Origin of the sequence: Microcoleus sp. AT3-A2, from assembly GCF_036705685.1 — a bacterium.
Taxonomy (GTDB): domain Bacteria; phylum Cyanobacteriota; class Cyanobacteriia; order Cyanobacteriales; family Microcoleaceae; genus Microcoleus.
Genome location: NZ_JAUBVF010000026.1, coordinates 65,868 through 89,973 on the forward strand (window position 1 = coordinate 65,868; position 24,106 = coordinate 89,973).

General features: G+C 46.4%; 21 protein-coding genes. 5 read left to right on the top strand and 16 right to left on the bottom strand.

All coding sequences use genetic code 11. The features are described from left to right. Positions 1-9: 9 nt before the first annotated feature. The 6 genes from QUB37_RS16270 to QUB37_RS16295 form a co-directional block, all read right to left on the bottom strand. Positions 10-2,562 (bottom strand): penicillin-binding protein 1A, encoded by a 2,553-nt coding sequence (locus tag QUB37_RS16270; protein WP_333163711.1) that lies wholly within the window; start codon positions 2,560-2,562, stop codon positions 10-12. A 239-nt stretch (positions 2,563-2,801) separates the two neighbouring features. Further along, complete coding sequence (chlG, locus tag QUB37_RS16275; RefSeq protein WP_333163714.1) at positions 2,802-3,812, bottom strand: chlorophyll synthase ChlG; 1,011 nt, start codon at positions 3,810-3,812, stop codon at positions 2,802-2,804. Positions 3,813-4,125: 313 nt separating this feature from the next. After that, positions 4,126-4,830, bottom strand: coding sequence for a helix-hairpin-helix domain-containing protein (locus tag QUB37_RS16280; protein ID WP_333163717.1), 705 nt, complete (start codon positions 4,828-4,830; stop codon positions 4,126-4,128). 140 nt (positions 4,831-4,970) lie between these two features. Further along, on the bottom strand, positions 4,971-5,318 hold the full coding sequence (locus tag QUB37_RS16285; RefSeq protein ID WP_333163719.1) for an NINE protein: 348 nt from the start codon (positions 5,316-5,318) through the stop codon (positions 4,971-4,973). Between the two features lie 95 nt (positions 5,319-5,413). Then, positions 5,414-5,626, bottom strand: a complete 213-nt coding sequence (locus QUB37_RS16290; protein WP_333163721.1) for a hypothetical protein — start codon at positions 5,624-5,626, stop codon at positions 5,414-5,416. Positions 5,627-5,979: 353 nt separating this feature from the next. Continuing rightward, positions 5,980-7,572: a type II CAAX endopeptidase family protein gene (locus QUB37_RS16295; RefSeq protein ID WP_333163724.1), complete on the bottom strand. Its 1,593-nt coding sequence runs from the start codon at positions 7,570-7,572 to the stop codon at positions 5,980-5,982. A 214-nt stretch (positions 7,573-7,786) separates the two neighbouring features. On the opposite strand from QUB37_RS16295, the gene QUB37_RS16300 reads away from it, so the two are divergent. From QUB37_RS16300 to QUB37_RS16310, 3 genes are all read left to right on the top strand, one after another. Next, on the top strand, positions 7,787-9,148 hold the full coding sequence (locus QUB37_RS16300) for a histidine phosphatase family protein (RefSeq protein WP_333163726.1): 1,362 nt from the start codon (positions 7,787-7,789) through the stop codon (positions 9,146-9,148). 225 nt (positions 9,149-9,373) lie between these two features. After that, entirely contained in the window at positions 9,374-10,687 is a 1,314-nt protein-coding gene (locus tag QUB37_RS16305) for a dihydroorotase (RefSeq protein ID WP_333163728.1), read from the top strand. A gap of 209 nt (positions 10,688-10,896) precedes the next feature. Then, on the top strand, positions 10,897-11,652 hold the full coding sequence (locus QUB37_RS16310) for a 4'-phosphopantetheinyl transferase superfamily protein (RefSeq protein ID WP_333163730.1): 756 nt from the start codon (positions 10,897-10,899) through the stop codon (positions 11,650-11,652). Between the two features lie 179 nt (positions 11,653-11,831). Here QUB37_RS16310 and QUB37_RS16315 read toward each other — a convergent pair whose 3' ends face one another. Further along, on the bottom strand, positions 11,832-12,572 hold the full coding sequence (locus QUB37_RS16315; RefSeq protein WP_333163760.1) for a response regulator transcription factor: 741 nt from the start codon (positions 12,570-12,572) through the stop codon (positions 11,832-11,834). 531 nt (positions 12,573-13,103) lie between these two features. On the opposite strand from QUB37_RS16315, the gene QUB37_RS16320 reads away from it, so the two are divergent. After that, positions 13,104-13,850, top strand: a complete 747-nt coding sequence (locus QUB37_RS16320) for a creatininase family protein (RefSeq protein ID WP_333163732.1) — start codon at positions 13,104-13,106, stop codon at positions 13,848-13,850. A gap of 361 nt (positions 13,851-14,211) precedes the next feature. Here QUB37_RS16320 and ndk read toward each other — a convergent pair whose 3' ends face one another. Next, positions 14,212-14,661, bottom strand: a complete 450-nt coding sequence (ndk, locus tag QUB37_RS16325) for a nucleoside-diphosphate kinase (protein ID WP_190658714.1) — start codon at positions 14,659-14,661, stop codon at positions 14,212-14,214. A gap of 594 nt (positions 14,662-15,255) precedes the next feature. On the opposite strand from ndk, the gene QUB37_RS16330 reads away from it, so the two are divergent. Continuing rightward, positions 15,256-16,059, top strand: a complete 804-nt coding sequence (locus QUB37_RS16330) for a hypothetical protein (RefSeq protein ID WP_333163736.1) — start codon at positions 15,256-15,258, stop codon at positions 16,057-16,059. A 1-nt stretch (position 16,060) separates the two neighbouring features. Here the strand turns inward: QUB37_RS16330 and proB are convergent, their stop codons facing one another. The 8 genes from proB to QUB37_RS16370 form a co-directional block, all read right to left on the bottom strand. Further along, positions 16,061-17,254 (bottom strand): glutamate 5-kinase, encoded by a 1,194-nt coding sequence (gene proB / locus QUB37_RS16335; protein WP_333163738.1) that lies wholly within the window; start codon positions 17,252-17,254, stop codon positions 16,061-16,063. An 89-nt stretch (positions 17,255-17,343) separates the two neighbouring features. Beyond that, complete coding sequence (locus QUB37_RS16340; protein ID WP_333163740.1) at positions 17,344-17,865, bottom strand: YqeG family HAD IIIA-type phosphatase; 522 nt, start codon at positions 17,863-17,865, stop codon at positions 17,344-17,346. Positions 17,866-18,014: 149 nt separating this feature from the next. Further along, entirely contained in the window at positions 18,015-19,139 is a 1,125-nt protein-coding gene (gene mltG / locus QUB37_RS16345; RefSeq protein WP_333163743.1) for an endolytic transglycosylase MltG, read from the bottom strand. A 247-nt stretch (positions 19,140-19,386) separates the two neighbouring features. After that, positions 19,387-19,965 carry a DUF3727 domain-containing protein gene (locus QUB37_RS16350; RefSeq protein WP_333163746.1) on the bottom strand — a complete coding sequence of 193 codons (579 nt, stop codon included), beginning with the start codon at positions 19,963-19,965 and terminating at the stop codon, positions 19,387-19,389. Between the two features lie 313 nt (positions 19,966-20,278). Further along, positions 20,279-20,740 carry a Holliday junction resolvase RuvX gene (ruvX, locus tag QUB37_RS16355; protein WP_333163749.1) on the bottom strand — a complete coding sequence of 154 codons (462 nt, stop codon included), beginning with the start codon at positions 20,738-20,740 and terminating at the stop codon, positions 20,279-20,281. 265 nt (positions 20,741-21,005) lie between these two features. Next, positions 21,006-22,337 carry a GNAT family N-acetyltransferase gene (locus tag QUB37_RS16360; protein ID WP_333163751.1) on the bottom strand — a complete coding sequence of 444 codons (1,332 nt, stop codon included), beginning with the start codon at positions 22,335-22,337 and terminating at the stop codon, positions 21,006-21,008. Between the two features lie 191 nt (positions 22,338-22,528). Continuing rightward, positions 22,529-23,710, bottom strand: coding sequence for a F420-0:Gamma-glutamyl ligase (locus QUB37_RS16365; RefSeq protein ID WP_333163754.1), 1,182 nt, complete (start codon positions 23,708-23,710; stop codon positions 22,529-22,531). Positions 23,711-23,738: 28 nt separating this feature from the next. Then, positions 23,739-23,996 carry a hypothetical protein gene (locus tag QUB37_RS16370; RefSeq protein ID WP_333163756.1) on the bottom strand — a complete coding sequence of 86 codons (258 nt, stop codon included), beginning with the start codon at positions 23,994-23,996 and terminating at the stop codon, positions 23,739-23,741. Between the last annotated feature and the right edge of the window lie 110 nt (positions 23,997-24,106).

Sequence of the window (24,106 nt, forward strand, 5' to 3'; positions counted from 1 at the left end):
ACCGATAGTTTAATATCCCGGTTCTTGATAAGCTGGCTCTTCATAAGCAGGTTCTTGATAAGCAGGCTCTTGATAAGCTGGTTCTTGCGGTGGGTAATACCTCGGTTGAGGATTGGGATTGTAAGGTACGATCGCACCATCCTCATTCACAATCATCCCCCGAATAATCCTCTTAGGCTCCACCGGTTTGGCCTTAATACTACCTTTGCGGCCCTCCAACTCCGGCAACTTTGGAAACTTCTCAACCGGCATTCCCTTAACAGCTTGACTCATAAAATCGCGCCAATTATACGCCGCCGTACCGCTAGTTCCCCAAGTGGGATAATTGTCATCATTTCCTAGCCAAACCCCAGTCACCACCTGTGGAATGTAACCAATAAACCACAAATCCCTGACATTTTCCGAAGTACCAGTTTTGCCTGCTACAGCGCGATCGGACAAAGCCGCAGGCCCCCCCGTACCGTCTTGCACAACACCCTCCAACATCCAAGTAGTAATCGCAGCACTATCCTTATCCAAAACTCGCTTCGGTTTAAAATTAGCCTGATAAATCACATCTCCCCGCTGATTAATCACCCGCTTAATTCCGTGGGCTTCAATAAAATTACCTTGCGATGCTAATGTACCGTAAGCATTGGTTAACTCCAGCAAATTCACTTCCGAAGAACCCAAAGCCAGGGAATAAATCGGACTCAATTTAGACTTAATTCCCATATCGTGGGCTAATTTTATCGTCGGTTCAAACCCCACATCCATCAACACCTTCACAGCTACGACATTCACCGAACGCGTCAAAGCATCAGACATCGATCGCCAACCGCTAAATTTTTTGCCATAATTATTCGGTTGATAGCCGTCGATAATAATTGGTTCATCTTCGTAACCGTCATAGGGAGAAAAACCAGCCGCCATCGCCGCGGCATAAACCAACCCTTTAAACGTCGATCCGGGCTGTCGCAAAGCCTGCGTAGCGCGATTAAATTCACTTTCCTTAAAATTTCCCCCTCCTACCAGGGCTTTAACTTCCCCAGTCTTAGTGTCCATAGAAACTAAAGCGGCCTGTTCAAAACCTTGACGGCGGCCATCAACTTCGATCGCATCTTTAACCACCTGTTCCGCTATTTTCTGCCACTTCAAATCCACCGTCGTCTCAACAGTCAAACCGCCAGCTTCCAAAGCATCCTGAGAAACATAGTGAGGCAATTCCTTCCGAATGTAACTAGCAAAATAAGGCGCGACTACTTTAAATCGCTTCGGGGCACTTGGTTTAACGGCGATAGGTTCCGCCATTGCCTGCTTCGCCTCAGCCTCTGTAATTACCTTCGCTTCCTGCATTTGTTGCAGCACCAGATTGCGGCGTTTCTTAGCAATATCGGGATTAACTAAAGGCGAATATTCGCTCGGTGCCGGTGGCAAACCCGCCAAAGTTGCCATCTCTGCCAAAGTTAATTTATCTACTGTTTTGCTAAAGAAAACCCAAGCCGCATCCGCCACCCCGTAAGCATCCGAACCCAAATAAACCAGATTTAAATACCGTTCTAAAACTTGGTCTTTACTCAACTCTCGCTCTATTTTCTGAGCTAAAAGAGCTTCCCGGACTTTCCGCCTAATACTTCTTTCCTGATTGAGAAAAACAACGCGAGCCAATTGTTGCGTAATTGTACTGCCGCCTTGCACTAAATCTCTTTCTATCAAATTAGAAACAATCGATCGCACAATACCTTGATAATCCACCCCGCGATGTTGGTAAAAACGGCGGTCTTCTATGGCAATAAAAGCTTTAACCAACAGTTCGGGAATTTCTTTAAGTTTCAGTTTATCTCTAGTTGCAGGTCCCGACTGCAACAAAATCGTATTATCTGCCGCCTTAATTGTCAGCGTTCCGTCGCGATTAAAGGCTGACAAATCGTTAACATCCGGCAAACCTTTGTCTAATGTGTACAAAATCCATAAACCGTAGATTAAAGCGCCCCCGCCTATACTTGCCACACCTAAACTTATCCAAAATCTAGGGCGGCGGGGGATACGTTTTTTAGTATTTTCCTGCGGTGCGCTATTTTCCTGTAGTTCCGTATTTATCTGCAGTTGGGTGTTCGGCGATGCGCTATTTTCCGGCAATTCGCTACTATCCGATTTTTGGGGTGATTTAGTTTCCAGCAAACTTAATCCCGGCCGCAACAATTCTTTTCCCTTGGTTTGCAAACTGGTAACTTGAGGTTCAATTTCCAACCAAGCGATTAAGCGCTTCAATCCTTGCCAATTGCGATTGACTATTGGATATCGAGCGTATTCTGGCTCTAAATATTCCGACTCTAAATATTCTGACTCTAAATATTCTGACTCTTCTAGAGGTGCAGCATCTTCTGATACCACATACTCGGATCGCTCATCCCTTGTCCGTGTAGAAAATTCCGCCTCCGATTCCGGCGAGTTGAGCTTATTACCCTTCGCAGGCTTCGGCGGTTCTCGATCGGAATTACCGCTTATTGCGTTAGTGACTTTGCTCAATGTATCTTTGATATTTGAGAAAAATTCTGCCACGATCAGACCTTCAAACCTCATCAAGTCCGATTAAAAATTAAAAATTAAAAAAGCTAGCCTTCTTCAATTCTTAATTTTTAATTCGACATTTTTTCTTGAATAATACGCTGCCTTGAATTAGATTCTTTGAATTAAAAACTTTTTAATTCACAACTCGAAATTCAAAACTTTTCTTAACGCTGCAGAGCTTGGTATTTTTTTGAGAAGTGAATTAGGTTTTTTGAATTCAAAATTTTTTAACTCAAACCTCAAAACTCTGCTTAACTCGCATGACCCAGTGCCAAGGCTGCTACCAGCATACCCAAAACCAGGAAAGGCTGAGCACTTGCCTGATATTTAACATCATTTTCCAGGGGATTACGCAAAAAGTACATATCCTGAAAAGTAATTTGGGGAATTATCAGCAGCAGCAGAATGACAGCGTAAAGGTTTTGGTGGATGCTGATCAGGTAGCCTGCAATCCCAGCTTGAAAGATGTCGATCATCAACACGCAAATCCAAGCTGCGGTGCTGATGCCAAACATCACTGGCAAAGATTTTAACCCTAATTGCCGATCGCCTTCAACACTTTTGAAATCGTTGACGATCGCAATCCCCAGCCCTGCCAAACTGTAAAACAGGGTCAAGATCATAATCGTGGGATCTAGTGTACCAAACAAAGCTTGACCCGCCCACCAAGGCAGGGCAATGTAGCTAGCACCCAGGGCATAATTTCCCAACCAACCATTCTGCTTCAGTTTCAGCGGAGGCGCAGAGTAGATATAAGCTAGAAACGCGCCGCCGAGAGTCAAAACAGTCATTATCGGGAATTCATGACCCGCCCACAAGTCTAGAGCATAAGCCACCCCAATGCCAGCCGCTAATAATACCAAAATTTGCGTTACTACTTGGGGAATCGAGATGATACCGGAGGGAATCGGACGGTAGGGCTCGTTAATGGCGTCGATTTCGCGATCGTAAAAATCGTTCAAAGTTTGAGTATACCCTGCCAGCAACGGCCCCGACATCAACATACAAGCTGCTGCGATCAAGAAATTCTCTAGGTTCCAAACATAGTTTCCAGAAGACGCAGCCCCGCACACCACGCCCCAAATTAAGGGAATCCAGGTAATCGGTTTCATCAATTGCAAGCGAATCTTCCAGATGGAAGTTTCCCCGCTAGCAGCCCCTTTCATGCCCAACAGTTGCCGAGTTTTGGCACTGCGGTTTTCGGTAGCAGCACTTTCCGGTGCAGCTTCTGGGGAGATTTGGGATGGAGGAGAGTCAGACATAATTTGATGTTAGCGGTACTGCTACTATTGTGTCGTTTTGCATTTCAATAATAATTCAGATAGCTTACCACTGATATTTAAGGCAGATTCTGGAAAACTTACCCTGGTTTGGAGTTGATGCTAGGGAAAAGTACGAGTTTCACAATATATTGAGATATCATTATTTTGTGTAAATGTCAAGATAATAAATACTTTTTTATAATTTTGCGCTTGCCCGCCTGCTGGGGGAGATTTTTGCCCGCAGGTGCATTTAATGTCAATTACCAGGAGGCGATCGAGTTTTTTGCCATACTACCCTTGAATCATATGCAAATTAACAAATATGGCGGTAGGAATCAAAAGGCAGTCCCGTCCGCCGCTTGACTTCTACAACTGATTTGTAAGCGCCTTTTCTCTGCCTTTCTCTAACTATTTTTTCGGCAACAGCTCGATCTAAACCGCTGGCGATTAGCTCTTCCGGCGAAAGAATATTTAACCGTTTCCAAGTAAACTGCAATTCTTTTTGATAATTGTAGCTGAAGCAAATCATCGGGGCGATGCGTCTGACGTGACTTTCGGGAACTCCGGCTATTTCTGATAACTCTTCGGCGTGGGTAAAAATGTAGCCTTCGTTTTGCAAAGATTCAATATCGTTGGCGTAGACGATCGGCAAACCCAAGATTCTGACCATATCGTCTTTGGTACACTCGTTAATATCTATTTTGCCGCGCACGTTTGCCAGTTCTTCGGCATTTGTCGCACTCGCCGGAACCAGTATACCTCTGGGTGCGGTTTTGATGAGATAGCGCTTTTTCAAACTAAAAGCAGTGACAATTTGAGCAATCCACACGATCGTACCCAAATTAGTTGAAGAAGATACCGCTAGTGCTGCTAAAGTAATGCCAACACCCCATCCCATCCAACTGCGAATATTTGACTTTTGGCCTGCATAGGCGATCGCCAATCCGCCGAAGTAGGGAATAAAAGAATACCACACCCAGTTTGGAGTTTGACGCAGCCAGTATAAATCTTGAGACACTTTAGTTATATCCTTAAATAGCTGTGATCTCACACTTATCTCAATCCCACTTTTTTAAGAGTGGGAGTTCTTCTTCCTTCTTCCTGACATCCGTTACATCCGTTACATCCGTTACATCCGTTGCCGAACTTCCTTCTTAATTACAATTCTCGCAACAGTTTTTGGCGTTTTTCCTCATATTCTTCGGCCGTAATTGCGCCCATATCGTAAAGTTTTTTCAATTCGCCGATCGCCCCAGTTACATCTTTTGCCGCTCTGAGGGCATACCCAGACGGCAACGTTCCGCCATTGTACTGTACCTGAAAAGCTTGTTCCGACATCAGCAGCAGACCGATAAAATCGAAAAATGCGATCAGTGACGGAATTAATGTACAAGAAAATAGCAAGTATAATACCCCTGCTAAGTTATTGCCCAAATAAAATTTGTGAATTCCGAAACCTCCTACAAAGAAAGCTAACACAACTGCTACGGTTTTATCTTTTACCATTTTTACTTTCCCCAGTTTTTTTATTTGAACTTCCGCGATCGACCTTTAATGATCGACCTTTAACGATCGAGCTAAGTAATCTTACTAATTTTTACTCATTTATTTGGGTTTTTGCGAAACTTAGACATCGCAAAATACAGCATAACTATACCGACTTGAGCCTGTAGAATCACCAAGTAGCCTCTCAAGAAATAATTGAGTTCGCTGCCTGAATTGAGAGAAAATATTAAAATGCCCAAGGCTGCATAGGGTGCGAAACGCATCCAACTCGGCGTTCCCTCTAACTTGCGGCTGTTCAAATTGCTCATTGGGTTTAAGCCTCATCCTAAATTAAAATTTACCTATAAATTAGCCCGATTGTCAACTTCCGTTTGGTACGATCGCCCGGGTGAGTCTCTCAATCATCAGCCGACAAGATATTACTTCCATGTTAAACCCTGTTTTTCCGCTAAAGTAAGGGAGCGGGGCGGGTCTATCTGGATCTGTTGCTGATATTACAGATTAGGATGAACCCGCCCCTATGGGAGTTCCGGTTATTTTACCGGGCTAGATATCAGGGGCGCACCGAACAGCCTACTACTGTTTTTGGCAAGAGTCGATCGCCCTGACGATCGTTCTCAAAAAAACTCGGTTAATTCACAATTATTAACAACCGCCCGAATTAACTCGCGCCCCCGCCCAAAAGAAACAGACTCAGGAGAGTACCGCTGTTCCAAAGACTGTGGAGAAGCATAGGCGCAAGGAGATTGCGCGATCGCGTGTACACAAACCCCAAAACCGCCCCCAAAGTCGCCAAAGGCAGAATCTCAGACACACTCAAGTGAGCCACCGCAAACAAGAAAGCAGAAGCTGCGATCGCCCCCCAAACAGGCAAATAGCGAGTCAGAGAAGGCAGCAGAAAGCCCCGAAACACGATTTCCTCAAAAACCGGAGCCGCGATCGCAGCAGTGCCGAAAAACACCGCCAAAGCCACGTTGTCCCTACCTTCGAGAACGATCGGCAAAATCGGATTACTCCCACCTTGTCCCTGCCAAAATTGCTGATTGATCAGCGACACCAAAACTACCAAAGGCAAAGCAACAAAATAGCCACCAAATCCCCACAAAAACCAACTTCCCCGCCAATTAATCCGAAACCAACCTTCCGGCAAAGGCAAAAAAGACTTGACCGAAAAATACAGTACCGAAAGCCCCCCAGCCGACAGCAACAAATAAGTAGCAAAGATATAAAAAGCCTTGTCGCGCGGGTCAAAAGTAGCAGGATTGAGTTTTAAAACAGCCAGAGAAACTGGCAGCAACAAATAGGGAATCAAGATTTGCCCGACAAAGAAAAAGCCGACAACCAGCACCTGCCAAACAATCTCGCCGTCCCAAGGCACATCCCAAGTCAAGCTCGCATTTCGCGCCAACACAGGGCCAGAACCTGCTGTATCTAACTGCTTTCGCTGCAACAACCACTGCACGGTCAAACCAACCAGCAAAACCGTACCAATACAAAGTGCGATCGCCGGAACGCCAACTATAATTGCCAACTTTTCTACAGCTTGCTGGGCCGTTACTTGCTCTGCTGCTTGCAGCGCCGCCAGCTCTTTAGAACGTTCTTGCAGCTTGTAAAGTTGAGCGAGAGCGCGATAGCGAAACCAGCCATCCAAAGACTTTTGAATGCGCGGCTCGGCATCCGGTAGCAGTTGAGCCGGATTGCTCCAAATTCCCGTTAAAACTTGAGCAGTTACCACCGAAGAATCGTCATCAATTTTATTTTTGTAGCGCTCAACTAAATTTTTCCAAGTTTGGAGCGCCACCTCAGTTTTGCCACTGCTTGCCTGCAAAATTCCCAATCGCAAGTCAAGTTCGTTCAGCAGCAATGACTGTTGATTTATAGACTCTGACAAAGCCTTGTTTTGAGCCAAATTCAGAGTATTATCTTCAGACTTGGAGGCGATGGTAGACTGAATTACTTTAAATTGTGATTGACTTGTTTCGAGAGTTTTGCGAGCCGAGTCTCGCGCTTCTTGATATTGCGTCAAAGCCGTATTTAAAGGATCTGCACCGACAATATTGTTGCGCGCCGAACTTAAATTAGCACTCTGATTATTTTCTCCTTGCCACTCCGAGGCGTGCAGCAGCAAATTTGTCTGGTAGAGTTCCAGCCGGCTTTGAATTTGCGGCTGATTCCAACTAGCAAGTAAAGATAAACCGACCATGGCGATCGCGATCGCCGTTAAAATACCTAAAATAACCCGCTTCAGTGTCATTACTGCTTTTCCGTCCCGCGCGAATCCGTGGCTAAATCTTTTCCGTCTTTCATCATAGGTCGTTGCAGACGAGAGTACCCCCACAACTGGTAAAATTTCACTGGCTCATCTTTTTGACTCGTCTCGCACCCGAAGACTGGGTAAGGCGTGCACCGCGCACCCGAAGCGCGTAACAGGCTAAATCTAAAATCTAAAATCTAAAATCTAAAATCGAATGACTCGCATTATCTTAGTCCGTCACGGCAAAAGCACATACAATCAAGAACGCCGCATCCAAGGCCGCCTCGATAAATCAATTTTGACAGAAGCAGGCCGCAGCGCCGCCCTGCAAGTAGGCGACACACTCAGCAGTATCGCCTTTGATGCCGCCTATACAAGTCCCCTGAAACGAGCCAAAGAAACAGCAGATATCATCCTGTCGCGCTTGACAAATCCGCCACAACTCCAGCCAACTGATAATTTGATGGAAATCGATTTGCCTCTGTGGGAAGGAATGCTCCGCCAAGATGCGATCGACAAATTCCCCGCAGCATATCAGCAGTGGCAAAAACAGCCCGACAAATTTTCCATGAAACTGCCATCTGCTGACGGAGAAATCGAACACTTTCCCGTATTGGCAATTTTTGCTAACGCTCGTCATTTTTGGCAAGAACTTTTATCGCGCCACAAAGACGGCACAATTCTAGTAGTAGGTCACAACGGAATCAACCGCGCTCTCATCGCCACCGCGTCGGAAATTACCCCGGATTACTATCAATCAATTCAACAGTCAAATTGCGGAATTAGTGTCATTAATTTTGGCCCTTCCCCTGTTACCAACGACAAACTCGGAGAGCCAAAAAAGAAAGTTGCAGTTCAATTAGAGTCAGTGAATTTAACTTCCCATACCGGCGAAATTTTTCCCAAACCGAGGGACGGACACCAAGGCCCGCGATTGTTGCTGGTGCGTCACGGCGAAACCGACTGGAATAAAGCAGGTAAATTTCAAGGGCAAATTGACGTACCTCTCAACGATAACGGCCGCGAACAATCCCGGCGAGCAGCAGAATTTCTCAAGGATGTAAAATTGGATTTTGCAATCAGCAGTTCCATGCTGCGCCCGAAAGAAACTGCGGAAATTATTCTCAAATATCACGGCGGTTTGCAACTGGAACTCCGCGATGAGCTAAGAGAAATCAGCCACGGACTTTGGGAAGGAAAGTTTGAATCAGAAATCGAACAATCCTATCCCGGTTTGCTAGAAGAATGGAAAACATCTCCTGAAACAGTGCAAATGCCCGAAGGAGAGAATTTGCAGCAAGTTTGGACGCGGGCGATCGCATCTTGGCGAGAAATTGTACAATCTGTTTCTGGTACTGGAATTGTCGTTGCTCACGATGCCATTAACAAAGCTATTCTCTGTCACCTATTCGGCTTGGAACCCGAACATTTCTGGAAATTCAAACAAGGAAACGGAGCCGTTAGCGTGATTGATTATCCTCACGGCCCCGATGGTTTGCCGGTATTACAAGCGATGAATGTCACAACTCATTTGAGCGGCGGTGTTTTTGACCAAACAGCCGCAGGAGCACTGTAATCAGTAAAGTGCTGGGCGCGAACCCGTAGCGGAAGGAACGCCCACCCCTACGGGTTCGCGCCTGAAAAATGTTTGAATTGGGATAACAACCGCGCCCAACGCTTAGGAAGTTCTTAATTCCTGAACCTAATGCGCTGGATTGCTTCTTCCTTCTTCCTTCTTCTTTCTATCCGTTACATCCGTTACATCCGTTACATAATCCGTTGCCGAACTTCCTTCTGTTATATGAGCCGCGAACTGCTACAAAATGTACGAGTGCTAGATCCAGTTTCAGGGAGCGATCGCATCGCTGATATTCTGATTGCTGAAGGTAATATCAAAGCAGTTGAGGAAAAAATTGCTGAGTTTCCCGCTGACACAGAAGTGCGGGATTGCCAGGGACTGATTTTGGGGCCGGGGTTAACTGATATCTACAGTCACAGCGGAGAACCGGGTTTTGAGGATCGAGAAACCCTGGAATCCTTGATGCAGGCTGCGGCGGCTGGGGGTTTTACGCGAGTGGCGATTTTGCCGGATACCTCCCCACCTGTTGACAATTTGGCTGGTTTAGCTTTGTTGCAGCAACATATCCGCAATTTGTCGCCGGGGCTGCCCCGCTTGTATTTTTGGGGCGCGCTGACAGCGGGCGTTAAAGGTCAGCAGATGGCAGAGTTGGGCGAGCTGGCCTCCTGTGCAGTGGTGGGTTTTGCGGACGGTTTGCCGCTGTCTAATCCGGCTCTGGTGAGGCGTTTGCTGGAGTATATCAAGCCTTTGGACAAGTCTGTGGCTTTGTGGCCGTGCGATCGAACTTTAGCAGGAAAGGGCGCGGCGCGGGAGGGTGCGGTGTCGGTGCGCTTGGGTTTGCCAGGAATTCCGGCGAGTGCGGAAACTTCCGCTTTGGCGGCAATCCTAGAGTTGGTGGCATCTGCGGGCACTCCGGTTCACATTATGCGCGTTTCTACGGCGCGCAGTGTGGAATTGATTCGAGATGCGAAGGTGCGGGGTTTGCCGGTAACTGCGAGTGTGACTTGGATGCACTTGCTGTTGAATGTCGGGGCAATTTCAGGAAACTCTCAAGATTCCGGCGGGAGAAATGCTCTGACTGCTTCGTTGGCCTACGATCCGAATTTACACCTAGAACCGCCGTTGGGCAATGTCAGCGACCAATTAGCGCTGATTCAAGCTGTGAAAGATGGGGTAATTGATGCGATCGCGATCGACCACAACCCGCATACTTATGAGGAGAAAACTGTGGCTTTTGCTGATAGTCCGCCTGGGGCGATCGGTTTGGAATTAGCTTTGCCTTTGCTATGGCACGGACTGGTAGAAACTGGCGATTTTTCGGCTTTAGAACTGTGGCGAGTGTTGAGCGCAGGCCCTGCAGTTTGTCTCGGACAAACCCCCGCCACGGTTGCACCGGGAGTCTCTGCTGAGCTGATTTTGTTCGACCCAAACATGAGCTGGACTGTTGATGGGTCAAGTCTGAAGTCGCGATCGGCAAATACGCCTTGGTTGGGACAAAAATTAGCAGGAAAAGTTGTACAAACCTGGAGTAATTGACAATCAAGCAATTTAGTCCGGGGCCCCCGGATTTATCAGTGGGGTCGCTTTCTTCAATCTAATATCTAATATCTAAAATCTAAAATCGATTGACAGTTGGGATTGGGAGCGTTTAACGAACCGCGAAGGGCGCGAAGGAAGAGAGAGAAGATAAAGAAGAAGAGCGGTAATTTGGTAAGTGGAAGCTTTTGATAAGGCAGGGTAAATACATGATTGCTGTCGTTCCTCCGTGGAATTCCCCACCGCTAGACTTGACATTGGATATGGGAGAAATTCATGTTTGGCGCGTCTCTCTTGCTCAAACAGAATCTTGCTTGCAGAGTTTACAACAGACTCTCTCTGCGGACGAGCGGACAAAAGCCGATCGTTTTCGCTTTCCAAAAGATCGATCGCAATTTATTGTGAGTCGCGGCGCGCTGAGAGCAATTCTGAGTCGCTATCTTAACATAAGTTCTCACATTTTACGCTTTGAGTACAATCCCTACGGCAAGCCTTCTCTCATCGTCGCCCAAGGTGGAAATACCCTCCGTTTCAATTTGTCTCACTCAGGAAATATGGCTGTAATTGCGATTACCAAAAATCGAGATATTGGTGTCGATATTGAAAGCATAAATCCCAACTTTCCTTGCCTGGAAATTGCTGAAAAGTTTTTTTCACCCTTAGAACACTCTGTGTTGCTTTTGCTCCCAGAACATCTTCAACCCAGAGCTTTTTTCACCTGCTGGACTCGTAAAGAGGCATACATTAAAGCAGTCGGCAAAGGACTTTCTATTCCTCTGAATCAGTTTGATGTCAGCCTAGGACCAGGAGAACCAGCAGCACTATTAAATGTTGAAGACAACCCCGAAGAAGCATCGAGATGGTCTTTAATGGAATTAATTCCGAGTTCAGATATGGTGGCGGCTGTTGCGGTTGCAGGAGATTGCTCGAAACTTCATTGTTGGCAGTGGACAGGGGAGTTTTGATTTATACCGCTCGCGAGCGGGTAAAAGATAACGGCAACGGTCGCTGGAAGAGATCTACTGGTTGCATCTCCAAGCTATTGTATTGCACACACTCCATAGACAAATAAGGACACAAAAAAAATTGTGTCCTTATTTGTCTATTCGACTGCAATTTGCCACCCTACAACTGATTTAATAATTTAACCAAATCGATAGCCGAACCCACGTACCGTAATGATATATTCCGGTTGGGCTGGATCTATTTCCAACTTTTCACGTAGCCAGCGGATGTGAACGTCAACTGTTTTGCTGTCTCCGATAAAATCTTGGCCCCAAATTTTTTCCAGCAACTGATCACGAGACCAAACTCGCCGGGGATAACTCATAAATAGTTCTAGTAAGCGAAACTGTTTAGGAGAAAATTTCACTTCCAGACCACGAACTAACACGCGGCACTCTTCAGGATACAGAGTTATGCTCTTATATTGCAGCGTCCTCGATTCCGGTAACCGACCGAGACGCTGGCGTCGCATCAGCGCCCGACAGCGAGCGATAAACTCCCGCATTCCAAAAGGCTTGGTCAGATAATCATCCGATCCGGCTTCGAGGTAAAAAGCGCAATTGTTGGCACTTCCTCTAGCACCGATAATCAGAATAGGGACGGGATTTCCTTGATGCCGTAACATTCGACACAAATCCAAACCGTTAATTGAATCCATAATTAACAGGTTGAAGGCAAATTCACCGTGGTATGACGAAGAAGCCTGTACAGAAGGCAGAGCGTTGCGCCCGTCGCTAGTAACCACCACCTCATAGCCCTGTTCTTTAAGGGCTAAAGCTAGCATTTCCCGTAACAGATCTTCACCTTCCAATAACAAGATACGGCCGGCTTGTCGAACAGCCAACCTTGAAGGACATTCGCTTAATTCAGCAGAAGACATAAATATCAGTGGGAGTGATGTTTGTATGTGGCTAGCGCGAGGTACCTTCTTCAGTAGCTGAGGCACTCTCGCGCTGCGATCGCTTGTACGATCGCCATTTGTTCGATCGCTTAGAATCCTTCGCCAGTCCATCCCACAGACACGCGCTCGACCTTTGCTACTTGCTCATGCAAGGAATACAGCCGTAGAGCAGTTGCCGGAACCGCGCTGTCTGCCTGCGCCCAGGCCACAGAAGTCTGGTCATTTTTCGGGGTCGGTGTTAATTTCATAAAACATTGCCCGCTGTTAATTGACCACGTAACACCCAATCTATAGGGAGATGATTGTTATACTACTCTTAAAAGGTTATTAAAAGGTAAAGTTTTGGTAATCAAGTGGTTAAATTATTAACGTTAAGTAATATAACGGTAAAGTTGCGATCGCACTTTAGAGCTTTTTTTAATAATACAATAATAAATTGACCAAAAGTCTTTTTTTCCCGTGCCCGCTACGATCGACGATAGCAAGTAAAAATTCTGTAGACTGCCTATCATGTTGCTGCATTTGAGTACCTGGCCCGAGGTAGAAGCTTATCTCGAAAGCTCGCGAGGCATAATTATCCCGATCGGCTCCACCGAACAGCACGGGCCCACCGGCTTGATCGGCACTGACGCCATTGCTGCCAAGGCGATCGCTCGCGGTGTCGGCGAAGCTGCCAATGCCTTAATCGGCCCGACAATTAATGTAGGGATGGCCTTGCACCACACCAGCTTTCCCGGCACAATCAGCCTCCGACCGCAGACGCTGATACTCGTAATCAGGGATTATATCACATCTTTGGCAAAAGCGGGATTTGAGAAATATTTCTTCATTAACGGTCATGGCGGCAACATTGCCACCATGAAAGCAGCATTTTCCGAGACTTACGCGCATTTGTCTGACTTAAATTTACCAAATGCCGATCGAATCCAGTGTCAAATCGGCAACTGGTTCATGTGCGGATCAGTCTACAAACTAGCAAAAGAATTGTACGGAAACCAAGAAGGTTCCCACGCCACCCCCAGCGAAATCGCCTTAACCCAATACCTTTATCCAGAAGCAATCAAGCAAGCTCCGCTTTCGGAAGAAGTCGCTTCCGGGCACAAAATTTACGGTGCCGCTGACTTCCGCCGCCGATTTCCCGACGGCAGAATGGGTTCAAATCCCGGCTTAGCAACCCCCGAACACGGTCAGCAGTTTTACGAATTAGCAGTCAAAGAATTGACTAATAATTATCTGGAGTTTTTAAGTTCCGATTAACATTTTTTCTTCTCGTTACCAGGAAGCTCCTGGTAACGAGGAAAAATCTCAAACTATTCTATATTTTACAGTTATGAGTGAGTCAGCGACATGATATTTCATATCAATTCCGGCTACCCCGGAATGATATCAAATCCGCGCTTCATCGTCGGGCGTAAAGTCTAATCAAGCTGCCAATAAATAATTCGCGCAATTTTCATTTTTTTAACATCGAGTCAACAGTCAACAGTCAACAGTCAACAGTCAACAGTCAACAGTCAACAGTCAACAGTCAACAATTACGGACACTGCAACCGGAATCGATATCATCTGTCTGAGAAAGGCTATATCTCCCGATTAATCAATCGGGAGAATATCCAAACTACTCCACAATCCAAGGAGTTAAAGAAGGTGTCCAAGCACTCAATTCTTCTTCCTTGAACCAGAGACTAATTTCCTGCTGGGCAGTTTCCACAGCATCAGAACCATGAATAATATTGCGACCGACATTCACAGCCAAATCGCCGCGAATTGTCCCCGGTTCTGAATTCAGAGGATTTGTTGCGCCAATCATTTTCCTCGCCGAGGCCACAACGCCGTCGCCTTCCCACACCATCGCCACAATCGGCCCGGAAGTGATGAAATCTACCAGCCCCGCAAAAAAGGGTCTTTCTTTGTGTACGCCATAATGCTGTTCGGCAAGTTCGCGACTCGCCGTCATCAGTTTCATGCCAACTAGCTTAAAGCCCTTGGCTTCAAAACGACCGATAATTTCGCCGACGAGTCCGCGCTGTACGCCGTCGGGCTTAATCGCTAAAAAAGTCCGTTCCAAGATTAACTCCTATAATTGTGTTAACTGATCCAAAAGATAGAGTAACTCACAACGCACCTAAAGGCAATTCTGAGAATTGGAAATTGTCATTTTGAGGCTGATGACCGCAGGAAGAATGAAGAAGGAATAAGAAGAGGGAAGAGAAAAGAGGGAAGAAGCAATAAAAGCAAGGGTTAAAAAAACCGGGTTTCTCATAAAAATTTTTGTTGAGCAGCGATGAATCTCCGAAGAAACCCGGTTTAGAGACTCCTATGCGTCTAGGACTGATTTGCAGGGAGCATCCCGATTTTGTAAACAGCATTTTTTAGGAGTTCGAGCAGAATCCTCATTTGCCTATATTAAGTTAATCAGCCTTTAAATTATCGGTCAATAAATAATCAAACTTTTGTGGCGTGGCTTTGAGCCACGCCCGAAATATGCAATTTAAATGTAGAACATTTTATCTCTAGCCAACAAGATGCTCGAACTTCTGACACCATATGATACAGGTCACATTTTCCTGTGACTGCAAACACTCTTACCTATGATCTCAAATACAAATATGTATGATAATAAACACAATTATTTAGGCTCGAAAATATAGATAATTAACGGATGTATGAAGATGATCTTGACAGCAACTATTTAGGCGAAAAAAGTATGAAAGCAATTGTAGCATTCATTGAACCGAAAAAGCAAGAGTTTGCAAAATTGCCCTTGTTTGACTTTCTAGCCAATAAACACATTCACGCTAATCAACGACTAATTTTTGCACCTGTACTTGCTCCTTTGGCTGTGGGCTTGAGCGATTTAAATAAATATGTATTGCGAGAATCTTCTAGTAATAGCAAAGTTCAGGAACTCATTAATAAATATACTTATAAAAAAAACTATTACTGGCACGACTATCTAGAATACCTAGAGGAACTAGGCTTAAACCAATTAATGAGTTACGGCGACTTCAGACTGCTTTGGGGTGAAGAAACTAAAAAAACTCGATCGCTCTGTTCAGTGCTTGAACGCTACGCTTGGAAAGCCTCTCCCATTGAGAAACTGGTGTTAGTGGAAGTCCTCGAAGGAACGGCAAAAGTTTTTTTTGAAGCGGCGCTTGCAGTGGTAATGGAATTACAGCAAGTTACCCAAAAAGAATATGTCGATTTTGAAGGAGGTTATGGGGGTTTAGAAAATTATCACCTTTTAAACACGCCAGAGATGTTGGAAGTTTTAGCAGAGATAAAACTTACTAATGCGGAACGCCAAGCAGCTTTAGAATTAGCACAAAATATCTTTGAACTGTTTACAGAAGCGATGAATGAGCTGTTCCGACACAGCCAAACACATTCTTGCAAGACTGTGCTGCAAATATCCTCAATTTCTACCTTCGCTCATTGCCCGATCGACTGTCTCGATATTTGTTAGTTTAAACAATCACTAAATTATCTCGGTGTACCGCCGTTTCTACGCCTGCATAGCCTAAAATCTCAGCAATTTTCTCTGACTTGCAGCCCTGAATTTGTCTCAATTCTAAACTGCTATAATTCACAAGTCCTCTAGCAATTTGCTTACCGGCTGCGTCGCACAACTGCACGGAATCATCAGCTTGAAATTCTCCTTCTACTTGAGCAATACCCGCCGCTAAAAGCGATTTTCCCCCGTGGGAAATTGCCTTGACAGCACCCGCATCTAAGTATAGTTTTCCGGCGGGAATTAGCACGTTAGCTATCCAGTGTTTGCGAGCGTTTACAGGGCGCGGTTGAGGCTCGAATTGAGTGCCGATCGACTCTCCCTTAAGTATTTTCTCGATATTACCAGGAAAGCAGCCGTCAGTTATGACAGTCCGTACTCCCGATGCAGTTGCTATTCTCGCCGCTTCAATTTTTGTCACCATTCCGCCGGTTCCCCAACCGCTGCGGGAATCTCCTGTTTGCACCTGAAATTCTGTGAGCTGTGCCATACTTTGGACTAGGGCGATCGGCTGCGCGTCGGGATTGCTGCGCGGATCGGCGGAATACAGCCGATCGACATCTGTGAGCACAAACAACCAATCTGCTTCTACCAAACTCGCCACCAGCGCCGAAAGCGTGTCGTTATCGCCAAATTTAAGCTCGTCTACGGCTACGGTATCATTTTCATTGACGATCGGAATCACGCCCAATCTCAGCAGTTGCCCAAAAGTATTGCAAGCGTTAACATAACCGTTACGCTGCACTAAATCGCCCCTGGTGAGCAATACTTGAGCGATCGGCTGTTGTAGAGTAGTAAACAAGTCATCGTACACACGCATCAGCCGCCCTTGGCCCACAGCCGCCACAGCCTGTTTCATAGCCATGTTTCGCGGGCGTTCCGTCAAACCCAAGCGCGCGCAGCCAACTCCAACCGCACCCGAAGAAACCAAAACTACTCGATGGCCTTGCTGCCGCAAATCAGCTAAAATTTCGACCAATGCCGCAATAGTTGAAAGAGCTAAGTTTCCTGTAGTCGATCGAGTCAGAGTTGAAGTTCCAATTTTAACAACAATAGTTTTAGTCTGTTGTCTGTTGACTGTTGACTGTTGACTGTTGACTGTTGACTGTTGACTGTTGACTGTTGACTGTTGACTGTTGTCTGTTGCCATTAGTTACCAATTCCCAATTCCTAATTACCAATTCCCAATGCCCCATGCCCGATGCCCAATGCCCCATGCCCAATTCCCGATGCCCATTTTTAATCTTTAATTTTCAGAGAAGCCCCCAAAGCTTGAGAAACCCAAACTTCAAAAGAGCGCACCGGATACTTGCGAAGTGCATACCCAGCATCAACCATTGGTTCCACTAAAATAGTGAACATACCCAAACGATTGCCTGCTAAAACATCAGTAAAAAGTCGATCGCCCACCATCGCCACCTGTTCCACCGGCAAATTCATTGCAGTCACTGCTGTTCGCAACTTGCGGCGCGACGGTTTAGCAGCACCCGTGATGTAAGGTAGATTCAAAGAATCAGCAATTCGACCGATCCGATTTTGACTTAAATTATTGCTTGCCAACCATAGCGATACCACGGGTCTAATTTCTTGTACCCACAAGCTGAGCTCAGGAGAAGCATTCATTGCCGTAATGGGAACAAGAGTTTCGTCCACATCCAACACTAATCCTTTAATCTGATATTCCTGCAGAATATCAGCCGTTAATTTCATGACTGAATCGCCTAGAACTAAGTCAGGCTGTAGTAATTTACCCCAAGTCATAATGATTTTAGATTTTAGATTTTAGATTTTAGATTGAGAAATAAGAAATTGGGAGTTAAAGATTGAAAAAGTAAAAAACCAAAAGTGAATAATTATGGCTTTTCCTTTGTTACTTTTGACTTTTTACTTTTTTATTAGTCATTGCCAATCTATGGATTCGATCGCAACTGCTCGTCAACTTTAGCAATCGCAGCATCGTGTTCCGCCTGCGTGCGGCTAAAAATGTGAGTGCCGTCGTATCGAGCCATAAAATACAGGTATTCTGTATTTTCGGGAGTCAGAGTCGCTTCCAGACTTGCTATGCCCGGAGATGCGATCGGAGTTGGGGGTAGTCCTGGATTTATATAAGTATTGTAAGGAGAAGGCGTTTCTACTTGCTTAAAAGTCAGAGGCTTCTCCTTAGTTTGCCTGATGCCAAGAGCATATTCAACTGTCGGGTCAGAACCCAACGTCATACCCTTTTTCAGACGGTTGTTGAACACTCCAGAAATGCGGTTCCGCTCGGAAGCAACCACAGCTTCTTTTTCTACAATACTCGCCAAAGTCACCCATTCTTTGAGAGAGAGCTTCGTATTATTCTGATTTTTTTGATATACCGGCAAAGCTGTCTGCTCGAAACGGGTGAGCATTTGTGTGATCGCAGCTTGAGGAGTAATTCTATCGCCGTCTAGCTGATAAGTATCCGGGTACAAAAAACCTTCCAAATGAGGCAATCCGCTCGGCAGCCAAGGGTATTGAGCGTAAGGAATTTGACTCGCGGCCGCCATAAACTCCTTAGCTGGGAAAAAACCTTGCGCTTCAAAATAAGTGCTCATTTGTTGCAGCGACCACCCTTCTGGAATCGTGAAACTCTGCTGTACGACTTCGCCCTTCCAAATTTTGTCAGCAACTGCACTCAGAGGCTGAGTCGGCGACAGTTGGTAAGTTCCTGCTTGAAAACCTCCCTCCCGGTTTTGCAGAGTCATCCAGCGGGCCCACATATTCCATGCCGAGCTCGATCGAATCAACCCCGCGGCCTCTAAATCCCGGCCGATTTTTTGACTGGGAGTACCCTCCGGGATTTGGATCGAAACAGCAGCATCTTCTGCCGGATTCCCCGATGAGGATGTGATTTTAGGCGGCGCCGAAGCCCAGCTCCACCAAGCCCAGCCTTGCCAAGCGCAAACTCCCCAGATTGCCGGCAGCAATGCCAGATAAAACAACCATTTAGAGACTTGCGGAGTACCTTTTCGGCTCTCGCGCGTGCTGCCTTTTGTCATTTGTTCTTTATTCATAGTCCGTTGTCCTGGATAAGCGGCGGTTAACTAGCGACTAATGACTGATGACCTGCGATTGATGACCGAAAAGTTACGAATACAAGCCCTTTAAAAGACCCAATTCACGCGGCCCAATTCAAAAGCCCGATCGCGAAGGCAGAAGCTGCCATCTCGAAAAAGTTCGATCGGGCGAGCAGTTTACTTTTTTATAAAATAGTAAAAAATTCTGCTTTTTGCCATCAGGGCTTGTGCCTGCAATTAATATCTAATCAAGCTCGTCAAAGAACTGGTCTTCCAGCATAGGTAACATCGGTTCCAGCCTTTGGAACTCTTCTTCTGAGAGCAATTCTGGCTTACCGTCGTCATCCATTCTAGCCAAGATAAAGAACGGGTCTAGAGGCGTATAAATCGCATATTCCTGTTCTTCGTGGTAGAAACTGGTCAGCCACATCAGCTCCTCGAACTCCGACTCCTCATCTGGATCGACATCAGATGCCATATCCTCTTCGGGAAATTCCGGCAATTCGCCAACGACAGTCAGCGTCACCGCCGTGCGTCGGAGTGTCAAGTTCTGCTCTTGCAGGACAACTTTAGCGGTATCAAAAATTTTGTCGATTTCGGTTTCGTCTTCTACAGGAATTGCTGCTTCGTCGTTATCGTCTCCGTGCCATGTAAAAATTTCTACTGGCGAGTCAATTGGAAGCAGCAAAGCGTATTCTTGACCTTCTAGGTTCATAGAATATTCTATGTTGCAAGTCAGCGATCGCCCAACTTCATCCGTCAGGGTGACGGACTCTTCGTTGGAATTGCCATTCTCTTTTTTGCGGTATGGGGATGAGGACATCGCGTGTATCTTAGTTTTCCGTCAATAATTCAGTAACGTTTGCTTGACAATGGGGAATTTTCGTGGCGATATTCTGGCTAAGTGGGCGATCGCCAGTCCACAAGCTTAAACCGCGAGACTCGCGGCCTTTTCCACAGGCGAGGAGTGCAGCGTTTAAATCTTAGTCGAGTCAGCAAGCGACACTGAGGACAAATCACGATTTTGTGCTTCTTCACTACCGAGGGTACAGCAGAATTTTCTCCAGTTTGTCAAGGGTTACAGGTGTGCGTAGCAAACTTGCACAACCAGGATATCACGCCTCTGTTAAAAGCTATCAAGGATTGGGAAGGGCGGAGATATTTTGCCTCCGCTCGTCTAGCCACTGCTGCAAAATCAGGGCCGCTGCTTTGCGATCGATCGAACCCTTATTATTTTGCGACGGCGAAATCCCTGAAGCTTTCATCAATTCCTCTGCCTCAACCGAAGTCAGGCGCTCGTCCACGTACTCTAGGGGGAGCTCTAAGGCGGAGGCGATGCGATTCGCATATTTCTGCACCTGTCGGGCTTGAGCACCCAATTCTCCGCTCAGGGAGTAGGGCAAGCCTGCCACCAAAATTTGCACTCTCCGCTCTCGCACGAGCGCTCGGAGATAAGCTACGTCTCGATCAAAGGACGATCGTACCAGTGTTGTAATGCCCGTAGCTATTAAACCTGTGCCGTCACACCCAGCGATGCCGACTCGTTTGAGGCCGATATCTAATCCCAGAGCTGAAATCCATAATTTATCTTTGGACATGATCAATCAAGCAATTTTAGATTTTAGATTTTAGATTTTAGATTTAGTGTTTTTTCGCGTAAATAATCTTATTTAACTAACCGCGAAAACGCTAAGGACGCAAAGGAATAAGAGAAGAAAGTAATAAGAAGATAGGTAATTTTAAGTTGATATCAATCAAAAGCAGAAGGGAAATTTTGGGAAGATGACAGAAAAAAAAGTAATTTATTGGATGATTAATTCTATTTTTTTCTGCCTTCTACCTTTTACCTTCTGCTTTCACTTATTAAGAATTGAGTTCTCCCGGCCAGCCGCCGTCTAGAGGCAAATCCGACAAATTTAGGGGCAAAATGCTGCTGCCATCAGTTGCTGCTGATTCGGAATTTTGGCCACCCAAAGGGTTAACTTGATTAGCTTGGCTGTTTCCTGAGTCAGCCAACAGTGGTTTTATCTCCGAGGACGCGGGCCCTGCTGTGGCTTCCCCAGGCATCGGGCCGAGCCAGGACATCCGGCCGGGTACGGGTTTGCGAGTTGGCTGGAAGCTTTGCAACATTTCTGATAGCTGGAGTCCTTCGAGAGAGACCAACTTGGACTCGCGCAATTTGTGCCACACCGATCGAGACATCAGCAAGCTGTGTTCCACGCGCACTGCTCCAAATTGCTCTAAATAAGCTTCCCGTTCCGGCTGATAGTCAGCGGAAGCCAGTTGCAGGCTTTGAACCGGGAAATCTTGAACAAGGCGCGCCATCTGGGACAGCAGTTCTGGGTAAAGCCAAGTGTAGGCGGGGTGTACAGTCAACTGGGCGACGTGCGGTTGTTGACCATTGCGGGATAGCTGCACCTGAAAATAGCCGATCGCGGCTTTGCGCTGCGGTTCAAACACGTAGCCGCTGACTACCTCGGTTTTGCCCAGCCACTGTCTGACACCTTCGACTAAAGCGCCCAAAAAACTGGTTTTGAAATCTTGAAGGTGGCGATCGAATACTTGGCGCACCAGCGGCGGCATAGACGCGGTATCCAGTTGGTAGAGCAACTGAGCGTCGGCGTTACTGACGGGCAGCAGGTTGGGCAAATCTGGCGTCGAGGAAGCCATTTCTTGCAGGCGTTCTGGGGCGATCGTCCAGTAAGTCATCTGCGCCAAAGGCTGAAACCCGTTTTGCCGATACAAAGCCAAGGAAGTTTTGTCGCCGATATTCACTTCCAACAGCCACGTCCGCGCCTCCCAGACTGCCTCAAAGCAGTACCGCAGCAGCATGGAACCAATTCCTTTGCTGCGGGCTTCCGGGTCTACTCCTATGCGATCGATCCGCCAAGTGCTGCGGGTGCGGTTGAAAGGAGAAATCTGAATTATGCCTTTAACGCTCCCCTCTTCTTCGGCAACATGGGCACGGAACAGGGACTGACAAGGGTTGGGAAACAAGCTAAAAATCTTTAGTAGTCCGTACCAGCGACGAATCTGCTGCAACTTTCTACCTAGTACCACATCGCAGCTTGCGCCCTTGCGGTTTTCTGGCTCTTCGGCTGTTTCCGCGCACAGTTGTTCCATCACCTCGATGTCGCGATACTGAAACGGGCGAATCACAACCTGGTTTTGGTTTTGGGAGGGAAATGAAGTCATAGCATAAAAGTGGAGAATGGAAATTTAAAAATAAAAATTCAGAAAGGGGAAGAGTTAGGGAAGTTTTGAGTTTTGAATGGGTAAATTTTGAGTTCAAAACTTATAACTTTTGATTCTTCTCCCTTTCTTGCTCGATCGAAAATTAAAAATTTCAAATCATCTTTTTGAATTTTTAATTTTCTGTTTTCAACTCAAGATTTTTGTGGCAGAGGTCGAATTACAACGACCGGTGTTCGCTCGTCACCATTCCCGGCGGGGTTGCTTCGCAAGGCTTGCTCTAAGAATGTTACCGATAAATCGGAGGTCGCTGCTAATATCTTAACTGCTTTCAAGTCATTAGCGTCTACGATCGCCGCCGCAAGTCCGGTTTCTCGTTGAATTTCTTCTACAACTTGCTGGGGATTGTCCGGGCCTAGGACAATAAATTGGTCGAAGGGAGGCAAAGTCCCGGTAACGTCGTCGATCAGCCTGGCTTGTTCCCCTGCAAGTTGGTAAAAGACTCCCGGTTTGCCAAATATTTTGGCCACAGCGCCGATCGCAAATGCCGCTACTACGCGCCAAGGGCCGACTACATCAACCAACGTCTGCATTCCGCAAGCCGTGGCTAAACTCGACGTGGGCAAGAAAAACAAACACACTCGCTTTGCCGCCCATCCTGGTTTGACTTCGCTGGGATGGCGATAGCGTCCCTGCATCAAAGCTAGGGGAGTTTCTGCCAAGGCGACAATATCGCCTTTCTGGGCCCGCGGCAGCACGTACCGCTTGACAATTTCGACGGGATTGTCCAATTCCGCCAGTATGTGAGTGCGAATCGGCAAGACTTCTGCAACTCCGACATTTCTGGCAATGGGTACGGTGTCCGAGTTGGGAAATTGCAGCGGGACTACTACGTTACGGACTTTGGGGATGCGCCCGCCCGGGCCGTAGGTGACGAAATGTACTTGCACCCAAGCTGACTGCAATTTGGTTAAATCTTGCCCTTGAATGTCTACAGAAACTTTAATTTTCGTGTTTTTTTGGGCTTTAACAATATAGCCGAACCAGTAATCGTCTGCTCTGGCTGCTGCCTCTTTGTGGCAAGGAATCACCTTTGTCTCGGAGGTAACGCCATCCAAACTTCCGTCTGACAGCAGTTTCACCTGTGCCCGGACTTCCGGCAACATAATCTCAAACCGCTGTGTCAGGTTGCGGAACTCCATTTCCCCGACTAAAAGATAGCGGTTGGGTTCGGAGATGGCTAAGTGCCATTCTCCGGCTGTTAGTTCTAGTTTATTTGCACTCCCAGTCCGGCGATAGTTCAACTCTAGGCCCAATCCGCCCAATGCTAGCAGCGAACCGGCTGCTGCGATTCCTGTTGCTAAAGTCTCAATCACTCTAATTACCGCCCATAATAATTTCTGTTTACTTTAGTCGATCTCTGTCACTTCGATCGACGATCCGGTAGTAATTGAAGTTTTGGGGGTTGTTGGAGGCGATCGCACTTAGCCCAATTACACGTAAGTGCGATCGCTTCAGGTGGCTAAAGCGGCCAAGCTGCTGTTGAAAGATCTCTCCTCGTGAGTTAGATAACTCCCAAATCTGGCATTGCTTAATCAGGGTATGAAAAAAATCAGTTGAAAATCCCGAATCTTTGTGGATACTGGTTTCTCTGACTAGCATATTTAGCCTTTCCTACCGTAAATCAGCAACCTCTATAGCAATCCTAAATCATTATCAAGACTATGATACAATTATATGCAATACTTGATTGTGACCATAAAAAAATGAAT

Coding starts and splice junctions, on each gene's coding strand:
- QUB37_RS16320 (WP_333163732.1), top strand. CDS start 13,104: ATGTTGCTGCATTTGAGTACCTGGCCCGAGGTAGAAGCTTATCTCGAA.
- QUB37_RS16315 (WP_333163760.1), bottom strand. CDS start 12,572: ATGTCTTCTGCTGAATTAAGCGAATGTCCTTCAAGGTTGGCTGTTCGA.
- QUB37_RS16330 (WP_333163736.1), top strand. CDS start 15,256: ATGTATGAAGATGATCTTGACAGCAACTATTTAGGCGAAAAAAGTATG.
- QUB37_RS16350 (WP_333163746.1), bottom strand. CDS start 19,965: ATGTCCTCATCCCCATACCGCAAAAAAGAGAATGGCAATTCCAACGAA.
- QUB37_RS16290 (WP_333163721.1), bottom strand. CDS start 5,626: ATGAGCAATTTGAACAGCCGCAAGTTAGAGGGAACGCCGAGTTGGATG.
- mltG (WP_333163743.1), bottom strand. CDS start 19,139: ATGAATAAAGAACAAATGACAAAAGGCAGCACGCGCGAGAGCCGAAAA.
- chlG (WP_333163714.1), bottom strand. CDS start 3,812: ATGTCTGACTCTCCTCCATCCCAAATCTCCCCAGAAGCTGCACCGGAA.
- QUB37_RS16310 (WP_333163730.1), top strand. CDS start 10,897: ATGATTGCTGTCGTTCCTCCGTGGAATTCCCCACCGCTAGACTTGACA.
- ruvX (WP_333163749.1), bottom strand. CDS start 20,740: ATGTCCAAAGATAAATTATGGATTTCAGCTCTGGGATTAGATATCGGC.
- QUB37_RS16340 (WP_333163740.1), bottom strand. CDS start 17,865: ATGACTTGGGGTAAATTACTACAGCCTGACTTAGTTCTAGGCGATTCA.
- proB (WP_333163738.1), bottom strand. CDS start 17,254: ATGGCAACAGACAACAGTCAACAGTCAACAGTCAACAGTCAACAGTCA.
- QUB37_RS16295 (WP_333163724.1), bottom strand. CDS start 7,572: ATGACACTGAAGCGGGTTATTTTAGGTATTTTAACGGCGATCGCGATC.
- QUB37_RS16360 (WP_333163751.1), bottom strand. CDS start 22,337: ATGACTTCATTTCCCTCCCAAAACCAAAACCAGGTTGTGATTCGCCCG.
- QUB37_RS16285 (WP_333163719.1), bottom strand. CDS start 5,318: ATGGTAAAAGATAAAACCGTAGCAGTTGTGTTAGCTTTCTTTGTAGGA.
- QUB37_RS16300 (WP_333163726.1), top strand. CDS start 7,787: ATGACTCGCATTATCTTAGTCCGTCACGGCAAAAGCACATACAATCAA.
- QUB37_RS16370 (WP_333163756.1), bottom strand. CDS start 23,996: ATGCTAGTCAGAGAAACCAGTATCCACAAAGATTCGGGATTTTCAACT.
- QUB37_RS16270 (WP_333163711.1), bottom strand. CDS start 2,562: ATGAGGTTTGAAGGTCTGATCGTGGCAGAATTTTTCTCAAATATCAAA.
- QUB37_RS16305 (WP_333163728.1), top strand. CDS start 9,374: ATGAGCCGCGAACTGCTACAAAATGTACGAGTGCTAGATCCAGTTTCA.